The 20,172-nt window shown below is 72.2% G+C and carries 19 protein-coding genes and 1 pseudogene; 9 read left to right on the forward strand and 11 right to left on the reverse strand.

The features are described from left to right. Together ABB07_RS26700 and ABB07_RS26705 are read left to right on the forward strand one after the other, a co-directional pair. A pseudogene (locus ABB07_RS26700) lies at positions 1 to 405 on the forward strand (SCO2400 family protein); the annotation flags it as partial. A gap of 320 nt (positions 406 to 725) precedes the next feature. After that, positions 726 to 1,880, forward strand: a complete 1,155-nt coding sequence (locus tag ABB07_RS26705) for a serine hydrolase domain-containing protein (RefSeq protein WP_208901084.1) — start codon at positions 726 to 728, stop codon at positions 1,878 to 1,880. A 67-nt stretch (positions 1,881 to 1,947) separates the two neighbouring features. Here the strand turns inward: ABB07_RS26705 and ABB07_RS26710 are convergent, their stop codons facing one another. Both ABB07_RS26710 and ABB07_RS26715 read right to left on the reverse strand, forming a co-directional pair. Beyond that, entirely contained in the window at positions 1,948 to 2,367 is a 420-nt protein-coding gene (locus ABB07_RS26710; RefSeq protein ID WP_208901085.1) for an organic hydroperoxide resistance protein, read from the reverse strand. 108 nt (positions 2,368 to 2,475) lie between these two features. Further along, on the reverse strand, positions 2,476 to 3,474 hold the full coding sequence (locus tag ABB07_RS26715) for an NADP-dependent oxidoreductase (RefSeq protein ID WP_208901086.1): 999 nt from the start codon (positions 3,472 to 3,474) through the stop codon (positions 2,476 to 2,478). A 91-nt stretch (positions 3,475 to 3,565) separates the two neighbouring features. On the opposite strand from ABB07_RS26715, the gene ABB07_RS26720 reads away from it, so the two are divergent. The 3 genes from ABB07_RS26720 to ABB07_RS26730 are packed head-to-tail and all read left to right on the forward strand — an operon-like array spanning position 3,566 to position 5,488. Then, complete coding sequence (locus ABB07_RS26720) at positions 3,566 to 4,003, forward strand: MarR family winged helix-turn-helix transcriptional regulator (protein WP_208901087.1); 438 nt, start codon at positions 3,566 to 3,568, stop codon at positions 4,001 to 4,003. A gap of 43 nt (positions 4,004 to 4,046) precedes the next feature. Beyond that, positions 4,047 to 4,877, forward strand: coding sequence for an EI24 domain-containing protein (locus ABB07_RS26725; protein WP_208901088.1), 831 nt, complete (start codon positions 4,047 to 4,049; stop codon positions 4,875 to 4,877). Continuing rightward, positions 4,874 to 5,488 carry a LysE family translocator gene (locus ABB07_RS26730; RefSeq protein ID WP_208901089.1) on the forward strand — a complete coding sequence of 205 codons (615 nt, stop codon included), beginning with the start codon at positions 4,874 to 4,876 and terminating at the stop codon, positions 5,486 to 5,488. The genes ABB07_RS26725 and ABB07_RS26730 overlap by 4 nt, the downstream gene beginning before the upstream one ends. 102 nt (positions 5,489 to 5,590) lie before the next feature. Here the strand turns inward: ABB07_RS26730 and ABB07_RS26735 are convergent, their stop codons facing one another. Continuing rightward, positions 5,591 to 6,172, reverse strand: a complete 582-nt coding sequence (locus ABB07_RS26735) for a TetR/AcrR family transcriptional regulator (RefSeq protein WP_208901090.1) — start codon at positions 6,170 to 6,172, stop codon at positions 5,591 to 5,593. 106 nt (positions 6,173 to 6,278) lie between these two features. On the opposite strand from ABB07_RS26735, the gene ABB07_RS26740 reads away from it, so the two are divergent. Both ABB07_RS26740 and ABB07_RS26745 read left to right on the forward strand, forming a co-directional pair. Then, entirely contained in the window at positions 6,279 to 8,717 is a 2,439-nt protein-coding gene (locus ABB07_RS26740; RefSeq protein WP_208901091.1) for a glycoside hydrolase family 3 protein, read from the forward strand. Positions 8,718 to 8,850: 133 nt separating this feature from the next. Beyond that, entirely contained in the window at positions 8,851 to 9,855 is a 1,005-nt protein-coding gene (locus ABB07_RS26745; protein ID WP_208901092.1) for a hypothetical protein, read from the forward strand. 22 nt (positions 9,856 to 9,877) lie between these two features. Here the strand turns inward: ABB07_RS26745 and ABB07_RS26750 are convergent, their stop codons facing one another. Next, the gene (locus ABB07_RS26750; protein ID WP_208901093.1) at positions 9,878 to 10,849 is read right to left on the reverse strand and encodes an aldose epimerase family protein; all 972 of its coding nucleotides are present in this window, start codon (positions 10,847 to 10,849) and stop codon (positions 9,878 to 9,880) included. A 25-nt stretch (positions 10,850 to 10,874) separates the two neighbouring features. Next, complete coding sequence (locus tag ABB07_RS26755) at positions 10,875 to 11,768, reverse strand: SGNH/GDSL hydrolase family protein (protein WP_208901094.1); 894 nt, start codon at positions 11,766 to 11,768, stop codon at positions 10,875 to 10,877. Between the two features lie 276 nt (positions 11,769 to 12,044). On the opposite strand from ABB07_RS26755, the gene ABB07_RS26760 reads away from it, so the two are divergent. Beyond that, the gene (locus tag ABB07_RS26760; RefSeq protein WP_208901095.1) at positions 12,045 to 12,539 is read left to right on the forward strand and encodes a DUF3145 domain-containing protein; all 495 of its coding nucleotides are present in this window, start codon (positions 12,045 to 12,047) and stop codon (positions 12,537 to 12,539) included. 71 nt (positions 12,540 to 12,610) lie between these two features. On the opposite strand, the gene fabF is transcribed toward ABB07_RS26760, so the two are convergent. The 5 genes from fabF to ABB07_RS26785 all read right to left on the reverse strand — a co-directional run bounded on the left by fabF (position 12,611) and on the right by ABB07_RS26785 (position 17,605). Beyond that, a complete protein-coding gene (gene fabF, locus ABB07_RS26765; RefSeq protein WP_208901096.1) occupies positions 12,611 to 13,882 on the reverse strand; it encodes a beta-ketoacyl-ACP synthase II in 1,272 nt (423 codons plus the stop codon). Positions 13,883 to 13,970: 88 nt separating this feature from the next. After that, complete coding sequence (locus ABB07_RS26770) at positions 13,971 to 14,219, reverse strand: acyl carrier protein (protein ID WP_018545314.1); 249 nt, start codon at positions 14,217 to 14,219, stop codon at positions 13,971 to 13,973. Positions 14,220 to 14,300: 81 nt separating this feature from the next. Continuing rightward, complete coding sequence (locus ABB07_RS26775; RefSeq protein ID WP_208901097.1) at positions 14,301 to 15,332, reverse strand: ketoacyl-ACP synthase III; 1,032 nt, start codon at positions 15,330 to 15,332, stop codon at positions 14,301 to 14,303. Between the two features lie 10 nt (positions 15,333 to 15,342). Further along, positions 15,343 to 16,299 (reverse strand): ACP S-malonyltransferase, encoded by a 957-nt coding sequence (locus ABB07_RS26780; RefSeq protein ID WP_208901098.1) that lies wholly within the window; start codon positions 16,297 to 16,299, stop codon positions 15,343 to 15,345. Between the two features lie 88 nt (positions 16,300 to 16,387). Next, positions 16,388 to 17,605 carry a PucR family transcriptional regulator gene (locus tag ABB07_RS26785; RefSeq protein ID WP_208901099.1) on the reverse strand — a complete coding sequence of 406 codons (1,218 nt, stop codon included), beginning with the start codon at positions 17,603 to 17,605 and terminating at the stop codon, positions 16,388 to 16,390. Positions 17,606 to 17,678: 73 nt separating this feature from the next. On the opposite strand from ABB07_RS26785, the gene ABB07_RS26790 reads away from it, so the two are divergent. Further along, the gene (locus ABB07_RS26790; RefSeq protein WP_208903644.1) at positions 17,679 to 18,332 is read left to right on the forward strand and encodes a pirin family protein; all 654 of its coding nucleotides are present in this window, start codon (positions 17,679 to 17,681) and stop codon (positions 18,330 to 18,332) included. Positions 18,333 to 18,336: 4 nt separating this feature from the next. Here the strand turns inward: ABB07_RS26790 and ABB07_RS26795 are convergent, their stop codons facing one another. Then, positions 18,337 to 20,142 carry a serine/threonine-protein kinase gene (locus tag ABB07_RS26795; RefSeq protein WP_208901100.1) on the reverse strand — a complete coding sequence of 602 codons (1,806 nt, stop codon included), beginning with the start codon at positions 20,140 to 20,142 and terminating at the stop codon, positions 18,337 to 18,339. Positions 20,143 to 20,172: the final 30 nt, after the last annotated feature.

The raw sequence follows: 20,172 nt of genomic DNA on the forward strand, positions 1-20,172 counted from the left end.
GGTACGGACGCGCCCTTCTCGCCCTTCTCCAGCGGACAGCCGGACCCGGCCGGGGACACCGCGGCCGACGGCGGCACGTCCTCCGCGACCCCCGGCGCCACGGCCCACCCGGCCTCCGACACCTCCGGCGCGACCCCGGGCGCGGCCGGCTCCGCCTCCCCGGACGCCTCCGCCTCCGCCTCCAAGTCCCCCAAGGACAAGCCCTCCAAGTCGCCCGACGCCAAGGACACCGGCAAGGCCCAGCAGACCGGCGCGCCGGGCTCCGGCACCACCCCCAGGGCCCCGGCGCCCACCGCCACCTCCCGGCCCACCTCCACCCCCACCAGCGCCCCGACGACGTCGGCCCCGTCCCCGACCCCGTCGCCCACCAAGACCTGCAACCGTTTCCTGTGGTGGTGCACCTGAGCCGGTGGTGAGCCTGAGCCGGTTCGGCGGTGCGCCTGGGGCGGGGGCGGGCTGAGCCGGTGGTGCGTCTGGGCCGGTTCGGCGGTGCGCCTGGGGCGGGGGCGGGCTGAGCCGGTGGTGCGTCTGAGTTCCGCCGCGCATCCGCGCGCCACCCCCGCGCCATCCGCCATCCGGGGCGGCTGTGACACCGGGGTGACACCCACCGGCGCCCACGGCGGTTGAGTCGAACGAGTGCATCGCGCCGTACCGGTCTGGGGAACGTCCACAGCCGGAACGGGCGTTGTGCCGAGGGGGAGCAGCGGCTCAGTTGAGGAGAGCGGATGACGCAGCAGATCACCGTCCACGGCGCGGTCGCCGAGGGCTTCGAGGCGGTGCGCGAGGTGTTCGCCGCCTTCGTCGCCGGGGAACGCGAGGACTACGAGGGTCAGTTGTGCGCGTATGTGCACGGGCGGCGGGTCGTCGACCTGTGGGCGGGCGCGGAGGCGGACTCGCTGTACGGCGTGTTCTCGTCCACCAAGGGCGCCGCCCACCTGGTGGTCGCCCTCCTGGTGCAGGACGGCACGCTGGAGCTGGACCGCAAAGTGACCTACTACTGGCCCGAGTTCGGCGCCGAGGGCAAGGCCGCAGTGACCCTGAGGGACCTGCTGGCGCACCGCGCGGGCCTGGTCGGCATCGACGCCGGGTTCTCCGCCGAGGAGCTGGCCGACGACCGGGCGATGGCCGAACGGCTCGCCGACCAGAAGCCGTTCTGGCGGCCGGGCACGGCGTTCGGCTACCACGCGCTGGTGATCGGCGCCCTCACCGGCGAGGTGGTCCGCCGGGCCACGGGCCACACGCTCCAGGAGGTGTACGAGGAGCGGGTGCGCGCGCCGTACGGCACGGACTTCTTCCTGGGCCTGCCCGAGTCCGAGGAGCCCCGCTTCCGCCCGGTCCAGCCGATGCTCCCGACCGCCGAGCAGCAGGCCCTGCTGGACGCCCAGCCCACCGGCCCGCACACGCTGGCCTCGATCGCCTTCAACGCGCACGTGCCGGGGGCGGGCACGCTGGCCGACTACGCCAACTCCCGTCTGGTACGGGCCAAGGGCCCGGCGTCGGCGGGCGGCGTGGCCTCCGCGCGCGGTCTCGCCCAGATGTACGCGGCGGCGATCAGCGAGCTGGACGACCGGCCGCCTCTGCTGAAACCGGACACGGTCGCCGAGGTGGGCCAGATCCACTCCGTGGGCTACGACCTGGTGGCCCGCGCCCACAAGTCGTACGGCCTCGGCTTCCAGGCCACCGCCGACATCTGGCACCCGGTCCTGGGCGCCGGCACCTTCGGCCACAGCGGCGCGGGCGGCAGCCAGGCCTTCGCCGACCCGCGCAGCGGCCTCGCCTACGGCTACACGCGACGCCGGATGGCGTTCCCGGGCGGGGCGGCACCGGAGAACGACGGGTTCGTGCGCGCGGTGCACCGGGCGGCGTTGAAGAGCAGCTGACGGCGGAAAGAGAGAGACCGCACCCCACGTCCAAGGGTGCGGTCTCCGCAGTACGCAACGACTGCTGTCAGACAAGCGTCACGGTGATGTTGCCCCGAGTCGCCTTCGAGTACGGGCACACCTGGTGCGCCTTCTCGACCAGCTCCCGGGCCTTGCCGGCGTCGACGTTCGGAATGCTGGCCGAGATCTCGACGATGATCCCGAACCCCTCGTCGTTCTTGCCGATGCCGACCTTCGCGGTGACGGTCGACCCGGAGACATCGGCTCCCTCGGCCCGGGCGACGACGCCGAGCGCCCCCTGGAAGCAGGCGGAGTACCCGGCGGCGAACAGCTGCTCCGGGTTGGTCCCGGCGCCGCTGCCGCCCATCTCCTTGGGCGGGTTGACGACGACGTCGAGCCGGCCGTCGTCCGTGGCGACCCGGCCGTCCCGCCCGTTCTCGGCGGTGGCGACGGCGGTGTACACGACGTCGGACTGCGTGATGGGCATGCGGTTGTCCTCTTCCTCGGTCCGCCGCGACTCGCGCCCACGATCGCCGACGGATTTCGGAAAGAAGTTACCGCATCCCGGAAAGATCAGGCCAGAGCCCGCCGGGTCTCAGAGCTTGACGATCATCTTGCCGACGTTGTCGCCGCGCAGCACCCCGAGGAACGCCTCCAGCGTGTTCTCGATGCCCTCGACGACCGTCTCGCGGTACTTCAGCTCGCCCGAGGCGACCCAGGGCCCGACCTTCTGGACGAACTCGGGCTGCAGGTCGTAGTGGTCGCCGACCAGGAAGCCCTCGATGCGGCCACGGGTCTGGATGAGCCGGGCGAGGTTGCGCGGTCCCGGCGCGGGCTCGGTGTTGTTGTAGACCGAGATCATGCCGCAGACGGCGATCCGGCCACCCTCGCGGAGCGCGCCGACGGCCGCCTCCAGGTGGTCCCCGCCGACGTTGTCGAAGTACACGTCGATGCCGTCGGGCGCGGCCTCGCGCAGCTGCTCGGCGACCGGCCCGTTCTTGTAGTTGAACGCCGCGTCGAAGCCGTACTCCTCGACCAGCAGCTTGACCTTGTCGTCGGAACCGGCCGAGCCGATGACCCGCGAGGCGCCCAGGAGCTTGGCGAGCTGGCCGACCTGACTGCCGACGGCGCCCGCCGCACCGGACACGAAGACGATGTCGCCCGCCTTGAAGGAGGCGGTGCGCAGCAGGCCGGCGTAGGCGGTCAGCCCGGTCATGCCGAGCACACCGAGGTACGTCGAGAGGGGCGCGGCGTCGGGGTCGACCTTGACGGCGTGCTGCGCGTCCAGGACCGCGTGCTCGCGCCAGCCGAAGAAGTGCAGGACGTGGTCGCCGGCCGCGATGCCCTCGGCGTTGGAGGCGATCACCTCGCCGACCGCGCCGCCCTGCATGACCTTGCCCAGCTCGTACGGGGCGGCGTACGACTTCGCGGCACTCATTCGGCCGCGCATGTACGGGTCCACGGAGAGGTACTTGTTCCGCACCAGCAGCTGGCCCTCGCCGGGCGTCGGTACGGGGGTCTCCACGAGGGCGAAGTCCTCGGGCTTCGGCCAGCCGACGGGACGGCTGAGCAGGTGCCACTCACGGTTGGTCATGACGGGGGGCCTTTCTCAAATACTTCAGAACCTGAAACAACCATGCTCCTGAATATTTCATGATGTCAAGTAACCGGGTATCCTGGAGCGCATGTCCACCCCATCGCAGACCCGCCGCCCCGACGCCCTGACCATGGAGGTCGTCGAACTGATCGGTGACGTCGTCGCCCGCTTCTACGCGGACTACGAGAAGGCGGCGGGCGAGCACACGCTGACCGGACCGCAGGCCCGGCTGCTCAGCCTGCTCTCGCTGGAGCCGCTGCCCATGCGCAAGCTGGCGCAGAAGCTCAAGTGCGAGCCGTCCAACGTCACCGGGATCGTGGACCGCCTGGAGTCCCGGGGGCTGGTCGAACGCCGCCCGGACCCGGCCGACCGCCGGGTGAAGCTGGCCGCCGCCACGGACGAGGGCGTGCGCATGGCCAAGGACCTGCGCGAAGGTCTCCGCTTCGCCCGCGAGCCCCTCGCCGGCCTGTCGGAGGAGGAGCGCCGCTCCCTGCGCGATCTGCTGCGCCGGATGCTGGACGCCTGAGACGGCGCGTGCGGGGCGGCGGGGGATCGGTAAAGTCTCCGCCATGCGCGATCTTGGGGTGGGGTTCGGCCGGCTGCTGAAGGGCCAGCGCTGGATGGCCCGGCACGGCCGGAGCTACGGCTTCGGGCTGCTGCCCGGGGTGATCACCCTGGTGCTCTACGCGGCGGCGCTGGTCGCGCTCGCGGTCTGGGGCGAGGACGCGGTCAGCTGGGCGACGCCGTTCGCGGACCACTGGTCCAGCCCCTGGCAGGGCCTGTTCCGCGGCTTCCTCACCGCCGTGCTCTTCGCCCTCGGCCTGCTGCTCGCCGTGCTGACGTTCACGGCCGTCACCCTGCTCGTCGGCCAGCCCTTCTACGAGAACCTGTCGGAGCGGGTCGACGCCGAGGTCTCGCCCGACGGCACCGCCCCGCGCTCCCGGCTGCCGCTCTGGCGCGAGCTGTGGATCTCGGCCCGGGACAGCCTGCGCGTCCTGGTGCGGGCCGCGCTGTGGGGCGTGCTGCTCTTCGCCCTCGGCTTCCTGCCGTTCGTCGGCCAGACCGTCGTCCCGGTGCTCGGCCTCTTCGTCACCGGCTTCTTCGTCACCGAGGAACTCACCGCCGTCGCCCTCCAGCGCCGGGGCGTGGAACTGCACGCCCGGCTCGCCCTGCTCCGCTCCCGCAAGACCCTGGTCTGGGGCTTCGGCATGCCCCTCGCCCTGGCCTTCCTGGTCCCGTTCGCCGCGGTGTTCCTGATGCCGGGCGCGGTCGCGGGCGCGACGCTGCTCGCCCGTGACCTGCTGGGCGAGGAGAACGCCGACGGCGACTGGGCTCCCCATGCTCCCGACGCCCCCGGCGCCTTCGGCGGGTGGCCCGATTCGGAGGACGCAGCCAAGTGACCCAGATACTCGCCGTCGCCGTCATCACGGTCCTCGCCGTGATCGCCCCCGGCGCCGACTTCGCCATGATCGTCCGCAACAGCTATCTGCACGGCCGCCGCACCGGCCTGCTCGCCGCCGCGGGTGTCGCCGCCGGCGTCCTGGTCCACGTCACCTACACCCTGCTCGGCGTCGGCCTGCTGATCGCCTCCTCCACCGCCCTGTTCACGGTGATCAAGCTGATCGGCGCGGCCTACCTCGTCCACGTCGGCATCCGCACCTACCGCACCCGTGGCGAGCTGAGGATCGACCTGGACGACCGCCGCGAGCTGACCCCGTTCGCCGCTCTGCGCACCGGCTTCCTCACCAACGTCCTCAACCCGAAGACGACCCTCTTCGTGGTCTCCACCTTCGCCCAGGTCGTCAGCCCCGGCACCCCGGTGTACCAGCAGGTCGGCTACGGCCTGTTCATGTCGCTGGCCCACCTGCTGTGGTTCGGGGTGGTCGCCACGTTCTTCTCGCAGGCCCGGATGCGGGCGCTGATGCTGCACGGGCAGAAGATCCTCAACAAGGTCATCGGCTCGGTCCTGGCCGGCCTCGGCATCAGCCTGGCACTCGCGCCGTCGCACTGAACCCACCCGTCCGGCGCGGCCCCGGGATCCGCTCAGCGGCCTTCCGCAGCGCCGTGACGAAGGCCCGCGCCGCCGTCGTGAGCGTGCGTCCGCGGGCCGCTCTCAGTCCACCGGCTCCCCGAGCAGCCGCAGGAAGTCCCGGAAGGTGCCCGGCATGTCCACCGACTCCGGGTCCAGCAGCCACTGGTACTGCAGGCCGTCCATCACCGCGACGAGCAGGGGAGCGGTGCGCTCGGGGGTGAGGCCGTTCGGCAGCCGGTCGCCGTACGCGGTGCGCAGGACCGAGGTCATGGACGCGCGGACGCGGGCGTACCGCTCGGTGAAGTACGCGCGCGCCGGATGCCCCTCCGTCACGCTCTCGCCGAGCAGCGCGGAGAACGTCTGGATGATCGCCGGTCGCATCGCGTTGTACTCCACCAGCGAGGCCAGCAGATCCACCCGCCACTGGCTGTCCGGTACGGCGTCCCACCGGTCCCGCTCCTGGAGCACGGCCACCAGCAGCGCCTCCTTCGTGGGGAAGTAGTGCAGCAGACCCTGCTGGGTGAGACCGACGCGCTCGGCCACCGCGGCGAGGCTCGCCCCCCGGTAACCGCGCTCGGCGATCACCTCCAGAGCCGCCCCGACGATCTCCGCGCGCCGCTCCTCGCTCCTGACCCTCGCGTTCATGACGTCACCGTACGGCATCCCACCACCCGAAAGTAACGGCAAGATAACGAAACCTACCGCTCTACAGGTAACCCATGCACGATGGAGGCACGCCGCACGGACGCACACACGAGGAGGCACCGCGATGGCGGGACCCCAGCCCACCCCGGACGACACGGCCCGCGAGGCGGTCGTCGAGGCCGCTCTCGGCAAGCTCGACCTGGACACCAAGGCGCGGCTCCTGGCCGGCCAGGACATGTGGACCCTGCCCGCCCTGCCGCAGATCGGCCTCGCCTCCCTGGTCATGTCCGACGGCCCGATCGGCGTCCGGGGCGTGCGCTGGACCGCCGACGACCCCTCCGTCGCCCTGCCCTCGCCGACCGCGCTCGCCGCCACCTGGGACCCCGGACTGGCCCGCCGGGCAGGCGTGCTGCTCGCCCAGGAGGCCCGGCGCAAGGGCGTCCACGTCCTGCTCGCGCCCACCGTCAACCTGCACCGCTCCCCGCTCGGCGGCCGCCACTTCGAGTGCTACAGCGAGGACCCGTACCTCACGGGCGTGATCGGCAGCGGCTATGTCACCGGCGTCCAGTCCGGCGGGGTCGGCACCACCGTCAAGCACTTCGTCGCCAACGACGCCGAGACCGACCGCTTCACCGTCGACAACCTGGTCTCCGAACGCGCCCTGCGCGAGCTGTACCTCGCCCCGTTCGAGGCCATCGTCGAAAACGCCCGTCCCTGGGGCATCATGACCGCCTACAACACGGTCAACGGCACGACGATGACCGAGCACCACCACCTGGTCAACGAGGTCCTGCGCGGCGAATGGGGCTTCGACGGCTTCAACGTCTCCGACTGGACGGCCGCCCGGGACACGGTGAGGGCCATCAACGGCGGCCTGGACGTGGCCATGCCCGGACCGCGCACCGTGTACGGCGACGCCCTCGCGCAGGCCGTCCGGGACGGCGAGGTCGCCGAGGCCACCGTCGACGCGGCCGTACGGCGCGTCCTGCGCCTCGCCGCCCGCGTCGGCATCCTCCAGGGCGCCGAACCCGTGGTCACCGAGCTGCCGGAGACCGTCGACGGCACCGGACTGGCCCGCGAGATCGCCCGCCGCTCCTTCGTCCTGGTCCGCAACGAGCGGGACGCACTCCCGCTGAACGGCGGCACCGTCGCCCTGATCGGCGCCGCCGCCCGCGACGCCCGTGTCCTCGGCGGCGGCTCCGCCACCGTCTTCCCGGCCCGGATCGTCTCCCCGCTGGACGGCCTCACCGCCGCCCTGCCCGAGGGCGCCCTCACCTACGCCGTCGGCGCCGACCCAGCCATCGAACTCGCCGTCGCCGACCAGGGGTTCGGCCTCCGGGCCGTCTGCCGTGACGCCGACGGAAAGGTCATCGGCACCCGCTCCGCCCCGAACGGCCTGATCCAGTGGATGGGTTCGGACCTCCCCGAGGGCGTCACCCACGACTCCCTGCACACCGTCGAGCTGACCGGCACCTTCACCCCGCGCGAGACCGGCCCGCACACCTTCGGCATCAAGGGCATGGGCCCCTTCACGCTCACCATCGACGGGACGACGTACTACGACGACGTCCAGCGCCCCGACAAGGACGACCCCTTCGAGGCCTTCTTCGGCGCCCCCGTGCCCCGCGCCCAGGCCGAACTCACCGCCGGCGAACCGGTCGACGTCTCCCTCACCCACGTCGTCCAGCTCCCCGAGGACATCCCCCTGCAGGTCGTCACCTTCGCGCTCGCCCACTCCGAGCCGCAGCGCGATCCCGACGACCTGATCGCCGAGGCCGTCGAGGCCGCGCGGAACGCGGACACGGCCGTGGTCATGGTCGCCACCACCGACCGCGTCGAGTCCGAGGGCTTCGACCGTACGGACCTCAGGCTCCCCGGCCGCCAGGACGACCTGGTCCGCGCGGTCGCCGCCGCCAACCCCCGCACGGTCGTGGTCGTCAACGCCGGCTCCCCGGTGGAACTGCCCTGGCGCGAGGAGGTCGCCGCCGTGCTGCTCGGCTGGTTCCCCGGCCAGGAGGGCGGCGCCGCCCTCGCCGACGTCCTCACCGGCGCCCACGAGCCCGGCGGCCGGCTCCCCACCACCTGGGGCTCCCTCGCCGACGCCCCGGTCACCCAGGTCGTCCCGACCGACGGCGAACTGCCGTACACCGAGGGTCTGTTCATCGGCTATCGCGCCTGGGAAAAGGCCGGCCGCACCCCCGCCTACCCCTTCGGCCACGGCCTCGGCTACACCGAGTGGACCTACGAGTCCCTGGCCGTCGACGGCACCACCGCCCGCGTCCGCCTGCGCAACACCGGCGAGCGGCCCGGCCGCGAGGTCGTCCAGGTCTACGTCTCCCCGGCCGAGCCCGACCCCGGGCGCCCGGCCCGCCGCCTGGCCGGCTTCGGCTCCGCCGAGGCCGGTCCCGGGGAGAGCGTCGAGGTGACCGTCGCGCTGCCGCGCCGCGCCTTCGAGAGCTGGGACGAGACGGCGAACGCGTGGGCAAGTGTGAAGGGTTCGTACGAGATCGCCGCCGGACGCTCGATCGCGGACCGCAGGCTCACCGCGCGGATTAACGTCTGATCCGGGACAAGTCCCCCACGAGCAGCCCCGGTCCGGGACCTGACCCCTGGACCGGGGCTCGCCCCCTCCGGACACACGGATAGACTCCCGGCCCGCGAACACCGGAAGACACCGGGCACGGGGGAGAGACAACGTGTATCCAGGCCAGCAACAGGGGCCGTACGGCCGGCAGCCGGGGCCCCATGGCCAGCAGCAGCCGACAGGGCCGTACGGGCAGCCGCCGCAGCAACAGCAGCCGTACCCGCAGCAGCCGTACCCGCCGCAGGGTCACCCGCAGCAGCCGTACCCGCAACAGCCGTACCCGCCACAGGGCCACCCGCAGCAGCCGTACCCGCCGCAACAGCCGTACGCACCACAGCCGCAGCAGCACCCACAGCCGTACCCGCCGCAGCAGCCCTACCCGCCCCAGCAGGCCGCGCAGCCGCACGCCCAGCACGTCGGCGAGGGCCGGATGCGGCTGGACCCGAACCTCACGCCCGCCCAGCGGGACCTGGCGCTGAAGATCCAGGCGAAGTCCAAGCCCATGGCCTACGGCATGGTGCTCGGCATCCCGCTCGCCTTCGGCGGAGTCCACTACGGCATCACCCAGAAGCCCCTCGGATTCGTCGCGGCGCTCGCCGGACTGGCCCTGCTGGCCTTCGGCGTCTTCTCGCTGATGCAGATGCAGGCCCTCAAGCGGCAGCTGCGGCTCATCACGGCCGACGCCTGGCGTTCCCCGGCCGCGCACCTGCCCGGCGCGCGGAAGGCCGCCACGCAGGCCGCCTACCTCAACGGCCTGCTGGTCCTGCTGTCCCTCGCCGCGACCGGCTACCTGCTCTACAAGGGCGCCGGCTGGGGCGCGTACGGCAACTCGCTGGGCTTCGGCGCCCTGATGACCGCCGCCGCCCTGCCCTTCGGGATGGCGGTGGCCGCCGTGACCACCATTCCGCAGCTGCTCCAGGTGATTCCGGCCGGGGCGAAGGTGGGGCGGAGCCTTTACTCGATCATCTTCGTGCTGGCCACGACGGTGACGGTGGAAGGGATCAAGGGGATGGCCGTGGGGCAGACGGCGGCCGGCGCCGTGACCCTGCTGATCTGCGGCGGCGCGATGTCCCTGCTGGGCAAGGCGGCCAAGCGGATGCGGGGCGAGTCCCCCTAGCGAGAACTCTTGGCGAGACCTCTCAGCGGACCCCGAACCCGTACACCGTCTCCGACCTGAAGACCTCCCCCGGCCTCAGCACCGTGCTCGGGAACTCCGGGTGGTTCGGGGAGTCCGGGAAGTGCTGGGTCTCCAGGGCGATGCCGTCTCCCGGGGCGAAGGGTTCGGCCAGGTGGTCGGCGGTGTACAGCTGGAGGCCCGGCTCGGTCGTCGCCACGGTCAGGGTGCGGCCGGAGGCCGGGTCGTGGAGCTCGGCCACCTCCTGCGGGGTGCCGGTCACGCCCTTGTCCAGGACGAAGTTGTGGTCGTATCCCGAGCCGACCTTGCGGGAGGTGCGGAAGTCGAACCGGGAGCCGGTGACGTCCTGGAGCGCGCCGGTCGGGATCAGGTCCGCGGCGACCGGGGTGAAACGGGAGGCCGCCAGCCGCAGTTCATGCCCGCCCGCATGGCCCGAGCCGGCCAGGTTGAAGTAGCTGTGGTTGGTGAGGTTGATCACGGTCGGGGCGTCGGTCACCGCCTCGTAGGCGATCCGCAGCGCGCCGGACGCGTCCAGGGTGTAGGTCGCCGACACCTCCAGGCGGCCCGGGAAGCCCTCCTCGCCGTGCGGGCTCACCCGGCTCAGCCGTACGCCGTGCTCGACCGGCCGCGCCTCCCACACCCGCTTGTCGAAGCCGAACGCGCCGCCGTGCAGGGAGTTCGGGCCGTCGTTGGGCTCCAGGGCGTAGACCGCGCCGTCCAGCGGGAAGCGGGCGTGCGCGATCCGGTTGGCGTACCGGCCGACCAGGGCGCCGAGGTACGGCTCCGGGTGGGCGAGGTAACCGTCCAGGCCGGTGAAGCCCAGCACCACGTTCGCCGTCCGGCCCTCCCGGTCCGGCACCTGGACCGACCGCACGATCCCGCCGTACGTCAGGACCTCCACGCGTGTCCCGGCGCGCTGCAGCGTCCAGCGCTGGACCTCGGTGCCGTCGGAAAGTGTGCCGAAAAGTTCGCTCATGTGAAAACAGTAGGCGATGAGTGTCCTAGGCAACCGGATTTGCCGCGGTGACCGTCCGGTACGCGATCGCCGCGAGCCGCGCCTGGCCGTCCCTGCTGGGGTGGAACCAGTCCCAGTGGCTGAGCTGGCCGGTGCCGAAGCGGTAGTCGTAGACCGCGTTGTTGTCGAAGCGGCAGCGGCTGTCCTTGGCGCAGACCTCCTTCAGCACCTTGTTGTACTCCACCACCCGCTGCTGCACCCGGTCCCGGCGGAGCGTGGCCGCGCTGGTCAGGTCGTCCGCGGCGGACAGCATCGACGGGCAGATGCCGAGCTTCCACACCTCCTTGCCCAGCGGATTGGCCCGCCCCTCGGACCACAGCCGCTTCAGGTTCGGCACGCTCGCCACGTAGACCTGGGTCTTCGGCGACGCCTCGCGCAGAGTGCGCAGCGCCTCCTCGAAGTCCGCGCGGAAGCCGGCCACCGAGGTCATCGCACGCGCCGAGGACCGGCAGGCGTCGTTCGCGCCCACCATCACCGTCACCAGCTCCGGGTCGCGCGCCGCCGCCCGCTCCATCTGCCCGGGCAGGTCCGCCATCCGGGCGCCGGTCACCGCGTAGTTCCAGCTGTGCTCCGCCGCGCCCGCGGCCCCGAGCAGCCGCACCGCCAGACTGTCCACCTGCGCGTCGCTGCCGGTCGCCCAGGACACCTCGGGGCAGTCCGAGAGCACCGTGCACGCGTCGAATCCGCGGGTGATGGAGTCACCGACCGCGGCGATCGAGCCGGGGCTGCGGTTCCACACCGGCGCCGGTCTGGCCGCGCGTGCCTTGGTGCCCTCCGGCGCGGGCGCGCTCCGGCCCCCGGTGTCACACCCGGCGACGCCCAGCACGGCGGCAGCCATGAGGCTGAGGGCGGCTCGCGCACGGCGGCTCGGCTTCCGCATCCCCTGCTGATCCCCTCGTCGTCGAACCCGGTGCCCCCGGGCGTGCGTATGTGCTCCCTCCCATAACAACGTGCGAGGGTTCCCGACCGGGCACCCTGGAACGGAGCACCCCCGTACAAGCGTCCCCCTGGGTGAATGGCGGGGGTTTCCTGGCACCGGGACCGACGGTACGTCACACTCCTTGCACCGCCGCAGGGTAGCCTCGCCATCAACGCGGCCGTCGTGCCACTGCCGCCAGCCAGTCCGCAAGATGTCCCGCTCTGCCCGGAGGTTCCGGTGACGACACGTGGAGTTCTGTACGTGCACTCCGCGCCGCGCGCGCTGTGCCCGCACGTCGAGTGGGCCGTCGCCGGGGTGCTCGGCACGCGCGTCAACCTCGACTGGATCCGGCAGCCCGCGGCACCCGGCACCTGGCGCTCGGAGTTCTCCTGGCAGGGCGAGGCGGGCACGGCCTCCAAGCTGGCCTCGGCCCTGCGCGGCTGGCACCTGCTCCGCTTCGAGGTCACCGCCGAGCCCTGCCCGACGGCCGAGGGCGAGCGCTACAGCTGCACCCCCGACCTCGGCATCTTCCACGCCGTCACCGGCATCCACGGCGACATCCTCATCCCCGAGGACCGCCTGCGGGCCGCGCTGACCCGGTCCCAGCGGGACGAGACCGACCTGGAGGCCGAGATCGCCAAGCTCCTCGGCAAGCCCTGGGACGACGAGCTGGAGCCCTTCAGGTACGCGGGCGAGGGCGCCCCGGTCCGCTGGCTGCACCAGGTGGTCTGAGCACCTCAGCGCAGGTTTTCCGGACATGACGAAGGGCCCCTGCCGGTCGGCAGGGGCCCTTCGTCACGTTCTCAGACGGTGCGGAACGCCAGCACCACGTTGTGGCCGCCGAAGCCGAACGAGTCGTTCAGCGCGGCGATCCGGCCCTCGACCGGAAGCTTGCGGGCCTCCCCGCGGACGACGTCCGCGTTGGCCTCCGCCTCGGGGTCGATGTTCTCGACGTTGATCGTCGGCGGCGCCACCCGGTTGTACAGCGCGAGCACGGTCGCGACGGACTCCACGCCGCCCGCGCCACCGAGCAGGTGACCGGTCATCGACTTGGTCGCGGACACCGCCATGTGGTCCGCGTCGTCGCCGAACACCTTGCGCAGCGCCTTCAGCTCGGCGATGTCACCGGCCGGCGTCGACGTGGCGTGCGCGTTGACGTGCACGATCTCGGCCGGGTCCAGGTCGGTGTTGTCCAGCAGGTTCTGCAGCGCGTGCGAGATGCCGCGGCCCTCGGGCTCCGGCTGCACGATGTCGTGGCTGTCGGCGGAGACGCCCTGCCCGACGGCCTCGGCGTAGACGCGCGCCCCCCGCTTGGCCGCGTGCTCGGCGGACTCCAGGACCAGCACGCCGGCGCCCTCGCCGAGGACGAAGCCGTCGCGGTCGACGTCGTAGGGACGCGAGGCACCCTGCGGGTTCTCGTTGTTCTTGGACATCGCCATCATGTTGCCGAACGCGGCGATCGGCAGCGGGTGGATGGCGGCCTCCGTACCGCCGGCGACGACGACGTCGGCGCGGCCGGTGCGGATCATCTCGATGGCGTAGCCGATGGCCTCGGCACCCGAGGCGCACGCGGAGACCGGCGTGTGCACGCCCGCGCGGGCGCCCACGAGCAGGCCCACGTTGGCCGAGGGGCTGTTGGGCATCAGCATCGGGACGGTGTGCGGGGAGACGCGGCGGACGCCCTTCTCCTTGAGCACGTCGTACTGGTCGAGCAGCGTGGTCACGCCGCCGATGCCGGAGGCGATGACGGCGCCCAGCCGGTCCGGGTCGACGCTGCTGTCCTCCCCGGCCTTGCCGGTGAAGCCCGCGTCCTTCCAGGCCTCCTGAGTGGCGATCAGCGCGAACTGCGCCGAACGGTCCAGCCTGCGGGCCTGCGGCCGCGGGATGACCTCGGTGGGCTCCACGGCGACCGGGGCCGCGATCTTGACGGCCTGCTCGGCCGCCCAGTCCTGCTCCAGGGGCTTGACGCCGGACCGGCCGGCGATCAGACCCTCCCAGGTCGAGGCTGCGTCGCCACCCAGCGGTGTGGTTGCGCCGATACCGGTGACGACCACGGTGCGATTGGTCGGGCTCACGGGAATTCTTTCTCCAACGGATACGGGATTCTACGGCGCCACCGCCGGGTGGCGGGGCCTTGCAGCCTTGCGGCCTAAGGGGGTGCCTTTAGGCCTGGTGCTTGAGGATGTAGTCGGTCGCGTCACCGACGGTCTTGAGGTTCTTGACGTCCTCGTCCGGGATCTTCACGTCGAAGCGCTCCTCGGCGGCGACGACGACCTCGACCATGGACAGCGAGTCGACGTCCAGGTCGTCGGTGAAGGACTTGTCCAGCTGGACGTCCTCGGTGGGGATCCCGGCGATCTCGTTCACGATCTCGGCGAGACCGGCGACGATCTCTTCCTGAGTGGCGGCCATGTCAGGCGCTCCTTCTTCGATGTTCCAGACGGTTTGTGGCAGTTGTCCCCCTGCCGGATCGCATGATCCGGCACGGAGTGCCTAGGGGAGGGTAACGACCGTGGCGGCGTAGACGAGACCCGCCCCGAATCCGATGACGAGCGCGGTGTCGCCGCTCTTCGCCTCCCCGGTCGCCAGGAGCCGCTCCATCGCGAGCGGGATCGAGGCGGCCGAGGTGTTGCCGGTGGTGCGGATGTCACGGGCGACCGTGACGTGCTCCGGCAGTTTGAGGGTCTTCACCATCGAGTCGATGATCCGCACGTTGGCCTGGTGCGGGATGAAGACGTCCAGCTCTTCCGGGGTGATACCGGCCGCGTCCAGCGCCTGCTGGGCGACCTTCGCCATCTCGAACACGGCCCAGCGGAACACCGCCTGGCCCTCCTGCGTGATGGCGGGGAATTTGACGTTGCCGTCGGCGTCGAGCGGCAGCTCGGACAGGTCACCGAGCCGGAAGCGGTCCCAGGGGACGGTCTGCTTGATGGTCTCGGCCTTGTCGCCCTCGGAGCCCCACACGGTCGGGCCGATCGCCGGCTCCTGCGAGGGACCGACGATGACCGCACCGGCGCCGTCGCCGAACAGGAAGGCCGTGGCCCGGTCCTCCAGGTCGGTCAGGTCGCTGAGCCGCTCCACGCCGATGACGAGCACGTACTCGGCGGAACCTTCCGCCACCATGCCCTTGGCGAGGGTGAGGCCGTAGCCGAAGCCCGCGCAGCCGGCCGAGATGTCGAAGGCGGCCGCCTTGTTCGTGCCCAGCTTGTCGGCGATCTCGGTGGCCACGGCCGGGGTCTGGCTGAAGTGCGAGACCGTGGAGACGACCACGGCACCGATCTGCTCGGCGTCGATGCCGGCGTCCGCGATCGCCTTGCCGGAGGCCTCGATCGCCATCGCGGCCACGGTCTCCTCGGGACCGGCCCAGTGCCGGGTCTCGATGCCGGAGCGCGAGCGGATCCACTCGTCGGAGGAGTCGATCTTCTCGAGGATCACCTCGTTGGGCACCACCCGCGTCGGCCGGTAGCCGCCGACACCGAGGATGCGCGCATACGGGGCGCCCTTGCTGGGCTTGATCTTCGCCATGTACGGCTCCTTAGGCGCCGGCGCCGGCGTGCTCGGCAATGAGCTCGCGGGCCGTGTCGAGGTCGTCGGGGGTCTTCAGGGCCAGCGTCTTGACGCCGGGCAGCGCGCGCTTGGCCAGGCCGGTCAGGGTGCCGCCCGGGCACACCTCGATGAGCGCGGTGACGCCGAGCTCCTTGAAGGTCTCCATGCACAGGTCCCAGCGCACGGGGCTGGCGACCTGGCCGACCAGCCGCTGAAGCACCTCGGCGCCGGTCGCGACGGCCCGGCCGTCCTTGTTGGAGACGTAACGGACCTTCGGGTCGGCCGGGGTCAGCTCCGCGGCGGCCTTGGCCAGCGTCTCGACGGCGGGGGCCATGTGGTGGGTGTGGAAGGCGCCGGCGACCTTCAGCGGGACGACCTTGCGGACGCCCTCGGGCTTGTCCTCGCTCAGCGCCGCCAGCTGCTCCAGCGTGCCGGCGGCGACGATCTGGCCCGCGCCGTTGATGTTCGCCGGGGTTAGGCCCAGCTTCTCCAGGTGCGCGACGGAGGTCTCGGGATCTCCGCCGAGCAGCGCCGACATGCCGGTCTCGGTGACCGCGGCGGCGTCGGCCATCGCCAGACCCCGCTTGCGGACCAGGCTCAGCGCGGCGATGTCGTCCAGCACACCCGCGAAGGCGGCGGCGGTGATCTCACCGACGCTGTGACCGGCGACCGCGCCCGGCGCGATCTCGGTGCCCACCGCGTCAGCGGCTGATGTCCGGGCACCGAGTGCCGCGGCGGACAGGATCCCGGCGGCGACCAGCAGCGGCTGGGCCACCGCGGTGTCACGGATGGCGTCGGCGTCGGCCTGGGTGCCGTAATGGGCCAGGTCCAGTCCGATGGCGTCCGACCAGGCGGCCACACGGTCGGCGGCGCCGGGCAGTTCGAGCCAGGGAGTCAGGAAGCCGGGCGTCTGGGCGCCCTGGCCGGGAGCGACGAGTACGAGCACTCTCACACTCTCTCTTGGGGACGGCCGGAGCCGCCCGTGAGGACAGGGACGAAGAACACGAAGGGCTTTTGTGGGCCCCCGACAAAACCTATGCCGGGAACTCGCCGTCGGCCAGACGCCCCAGGATCAGCGCGATCCGCAGCGTGAACGCGGATCGTACATCCGATGGCGACCAACCGGTGACGTCAGTCACACGTCGGAGCCGGTAGCGCACGGTGTTCGGGTGAACGAAGAGCATCCGGGCCGCGCCTTCGAGGCTGCTCGCCTGCTCCAGATAGACACTCAGTGTTTCCAGCAGCGCCGAACCGGCTTCTTCGAGAGGTCTGTAGATCTCCTCCACCAACTGCTCGCGGGCGCTCGGGTCGCCCGCGATCGCGCGCTCCGGCAGCAGATCGTCCGCGAGCACCGGCCGCGGCGCGTCCTGCCAGGCCGAACACGCCTTCAGGCCCGCGGCGGCGGCCTGCGCGGACCGCGTGGCGGCCAGCAGATCGGGTACGACCGGCCCCGCGACGACCGGCCCGGCGGCGAAGGGCCCGATGAGGGACTTGGCGACGGCGAGCGGATTGGGGCTGCCCCCCGCGATGACGACGAGCCGGTCCCCGAGCACCCCGGTGAGCACCTGCAGCTTGGCGTGCCGGGCGGCCCGCCGGATGGCCTCGACGGTCAGCTCGCTGTCACCGTCCGGTGCGGTCCCGAGCACGACACACACGTGCTCCGGCGAGTTCCACCCGAGCGCGGCGGCCCGGCTCACGGCGCCTTCGTCCGCCTCCCCGCTCAGTACGGCGTTGACGACCAGCGACTCCAGCCGCGCGTCCCAGGCACCGCGTGCCTCGGCGGCCTGGGCGTACACCTGCGCGGTGGCGAAGGCGATCTCCCGGGCGTACACGAGCAGCGCCTCCCGCAGCACGCTCTCGTCACCGGGCGCGGCCACCTCGTCGATCGCCGACTCCATGACCTCGATGGTGGTCCGCACCATCTCCACGGTCTGGCGCAGCGTGATGGCCCGGGTCAGCTCGCGCGGCGCGGTGCCGAACACGTCCGTGGAGATCGCCTGGGGGGCGTCCGGGTGCCGGAACCACTCGGTGAAGGCGGCGATGCCCGCCTGGGCCACGAGCCCGATCCAGGAACGGTTCTCCGGGGGCATGGCCCGGTACCACGGCAGGGACTCGTCCATCCGCGCGATGGCCTGAGCGGCGAGAGAACCGGAGGACTTCTCCAGCCGCCTCAGGGTCGCGGCGTGCGGATGGACGTCGAGTGCGTGAGGGTCGGCGTGGCGCTCGCTGCTGCGGGATTCGGGTTCGGGCACGGGACAAGACTGCCTTATCGGGCCGGGACCGTGTGCCGCCGGGTCGCAGGTGAGGTCTACGGTGGTGCCCGTGATGGACGTACGGCGCGCCGACGAGCGCTACCCGGGGGGCGAGCCGGAGGCCGGGATCGACTCGCGTCACGCCTTCTCCTTCGGCCCCCACTACGACCCCGGCAACCTCCGCTTCGGCGCGATCATCGCCTGCAACGAGGAGCGGCTCGCGCCCGGTGCCGGCTTCGGCGAACACCCGCACAGCCACACCGAGATCGTCACCTGGGTCGTCGAGGGCGAGCTGACCCACCGCGACTCCACCGGCCACGAGACCAAGGTCCGCCCCGGTGACGTCCAGCACCTCAGCGCGGCGGCGGGCGTCCGGCACGTGGAACGCAACGACGGGCCGTCACCGCTCACCTTCATCCAGATGTGGCTGGCGCCCCTGGAACCCGGTGGCGAGCCGTCGTACACGATCGTTCCCGGCATAGCCGACGCGACGCCGTACGCCCTGCCGGCCGCGGGCGCCCTGCTCCACGTACGCCGGCTGGCAGCGGGCGAGCGGACGGCGGTGCCGGACGCGGAACGTCTGTACGCCCATGTCGTGCACGGGGAGGTGCGGCTGGCCGGCGAGACGCTCGGCCCTGGCGACGCGGCCCGGATCACCGGTGCCCGGGGCCTGGAGGCGGTGGGCGTGACACGGGCCGAGCTGCTGGTGTGGGAGCTGTCCGGCTGAGGGTTCACTGGTCGCCGCTGGGCTGCTCCGCGTTGCGCCACACGGTGATGTCGACCGAGATGTAGTCGCTGGGGCCGTTGCGGGGTGCGGCCCCCTTGTAGGTGACCACCGCGATGTGACCGGACACGGTGTGCACGCAGATCTGCGAGCCCGTGCTGAGTTGCGAGAGGTGGATGTCCTCGGCGTAGCGCGTTTCGGCCCGGCAGGTCGCCAGCGAGCCCTTCTCCGCGTTGTTCAGCAGCACGACCTTCTTGCTGTTGCCGCCGACGACGGGTGTCTGGTCGTCGGAGACGAACGCGTCGTCGTCGTAGTAGAAGTCGGCGCTGTCCCCGAAGCGGGCGTTGGAGCCGTTTTCGTCGTGGAGCGGCTTCGGCGGCGAGTCCGCGAACCGCACCCAGTAGCCCTTGGGGATGTTGATGCCCTTGAAGGTGACCGGCTTGGGGTCGGGCCTGGTCGAGGGGCCGCTGGAGCCGGTGGCCGAACCCGGGCCGGAGTGGTCGCCCGAGCCCTTCGCCGAGGTGCTCGTGCCGCCGCGCTTCGTGTCGGTGTGCGCCTTGCTCAGATACACGCCGCAGCCCACGCCGACGGCCAGCGCCGCCGCGACCACAGCGGCGATCACGCCCGCCCGGCTCCCGCGCCGCGGCTGCGGCTGTGCCCCGGGCCAGGGAGCGCGCGGGGCGGCGGCCGGGGGAGCCGGCGGGAGGTACGACGCCGCAGGCGTGGCTGGCGGCGGGGTGTGCGGCGCGGTCAGGGTGGGTGCGGCGTGCGGCGTCGCCAGGTCGGGCCGGGTCAGCGGAGCGGTCGGCGGCGGCGCCGGTACGGCGGCGGTCAGCTGGGTCGCCGGCGCCGTCGCGGGCGGTCCCTGGGGCGGCCCGGTGGTGACGGCGGACTGTGCGGCCAGCGCCGCGGACGCCGAGACGCGCCGGGTGATCTGGGTGCCGATCGCCTCCGGCAGCCACTCGCCGGACTGGCGCAGCCCGCCCGGGGACGCCTCCTGGCACAGGGCGATGACCTCCGCGCAGGAGGGGCGGTCGGCCGGGTCCTTCGCCAGGCAGCGGGTGACGAACCCCAGGGCCTCGGGCAGGCCGGTGAGGTCGGGCTCCTCGTGGACGATCCGGTACAGCACGGCGTGCGAGGGCCCGTCGCCGTACGCTCCCGAGCCGCGGGCCGCGAACGCGGCGACCTGGCCGAGCGCGAACACGTCCGACGCCGGTGTGATCTCCTGCCCGGTGGCCTGCTCCGGCGACATGAACGCCGGGGTGCCGACGGAGACACCGGTGCCGGTGAGGGCGGTGGCGTCGGCGGCACGCGCGATACCGAAGTCGATGACCCGCGGCCCGTCACCGGCCAGCAGCACGTTGGACGGCTTGAGGTCGCGGTGCACGATGCCCGCGCCGTGAATGACCGTCAGCGCCTCCGCCACGCCCGCGATCAGCAGCAGGAGCGTGGACACCGGGAGCGGGCCGTGCTCCGTGACGGCCGCCGCCAGCGAGGGACCGGGCACGTAGGCGGTGGCCAGCCACGGCCGGGTGCCCTCGGTGTCGTAGTCGATGACCGGCGCCGTGTACAGGCCCTGCACGCGCTGTGCGGCCTGGACCTCCTGCCGGAACCGGCGGCGGAACTCGGGGTCCTCGCTCAGCTCCGGCCGGATGGTCTTGAGCGCGATGGGATGCCCGCCCGGCGTGTACGACAGGTACACCGTGCCCATGCCGCCCGAACCGAGCCGTGCCACCGGCCGGTAGCCCGCCACCGTCTGAGGATCACCGCTCTCCAACGGCCGGAACTGGCCGTCGCTTTGGAGACCGCCCATCATTCTCCCCCGATGTCCGTGACTGCCCTC

The organism is Streptomyces incarnatus (assembly GCF_001027185.1).
In the GTDB taxonomy this organism is placed as follows: Bacteria; Actinomycetota; Actinomycetes; order Streptomycetales; family Streptomycetaceae; genus Streptomyces; species Streptomyces puniciscabiei.

What these genes read in the sequence shown, in the direction of transcription:
- ABB07_RS26705 (WP_208901084.1), top strand. Translation starts at nt 726, where the DNA reads ATGACGCAGCAGATCACCGTCCACGGCGCGGTCGCCGAGGGCTTCGAG.
- ABB07_RS26710 (WP_208901085.1), bottom strand. Translation starts at nt 2,367, where the DNA reads ATGCCCATCACGCAGTCCGACGTCGTGTACACCGCCGTCGCCACCGCC.
- ABB07_RS26715 (WP_208901086.1), bottom strand. Translation starts at nt 3,474, where the DNA reads ATGACCAACCGTGAGTGGCACCTGCTCAGCCGTCCCGTCGGCTGGCCG.
- ABB07_RS26720 (WP_208901087.1), top strand. Translation starts at nt 3,566, where the DNA reads ATGTCCACCCCATCGCAGACCCGCCGCCCCGACGCCCTGACCATGGAG.
- ABB07_RS26725 (WP_208901088.1), top strand. Translation starts at nt 4,047, where the DNA reads ATGCGCGATCTTGGGGTGGGGTTCGGCCGGCTGCTGAAGGGCCAGCGC.
- ABB07_RS26735 (WP_208901090.1), bottom strand. Translation starts at nt 6,172, where the DNA reads ATGCCGTACGGTGACGTCATGAACGCGAGGGTCAGGAGCGAGGAGCGG.
- ABB07_RS26740 (WP_208901091.1), top strand. Translation starts at nt 6,279, where the DNA reads ATGGCGGGACCCCAGCCCACCCCGGACGACACGGCCCGCGAGGCGGTC.
- ABB07_RS26750 (WP_208901093.1), bottom strand. Translation starts at nt 10,849, where the DNA reads ATGAGCGAACTTTTCGGCACACTTTCCGACGGCACCGAGGTCCAGCGC.
- ABB07_RS26755 (WP_208901094.1), bottom strand. Translation starts at nt 11,768, where the DNA reads ATGCGGAAGCCGAGCCGCCGTGCGCGAGCCGCCCTCAGCCTCATGGCT.
- ABB07_RS26770 (WP_018545314.1), bottom strand. Translation starts at nt 14,219, where the DNA reads ATGGCCGCCACTCAGGAAGAGATCGTCGCCGGTCTCGCCGAGATCGTG.
- ABB07_RS26775 (WP_208901097.1), bottom strand. Translation starts at nt 15,332, where the DNA reads ATGGCGAAGATCAAGCCCAGCAAGGGCGCCCCGTATGCGCGCATCCTC.
- ABB07_RS26790 (WP_208903644.1), top strand. Translation starts at nt 17,679, where the DNA reads ATGGACGTACGGCGCGCCGACGAGCGCTACCCGGGGGGCGAGCCGGAG.
- ABB07_RS26795 (WP_208901100.1), bottom strand. Translation starts at nt 20,142, where the DNA reads ATGGGCGGTCTCCAAAGCGACGGCCAGTTCCGGCCGTTGGAGAGCGGT.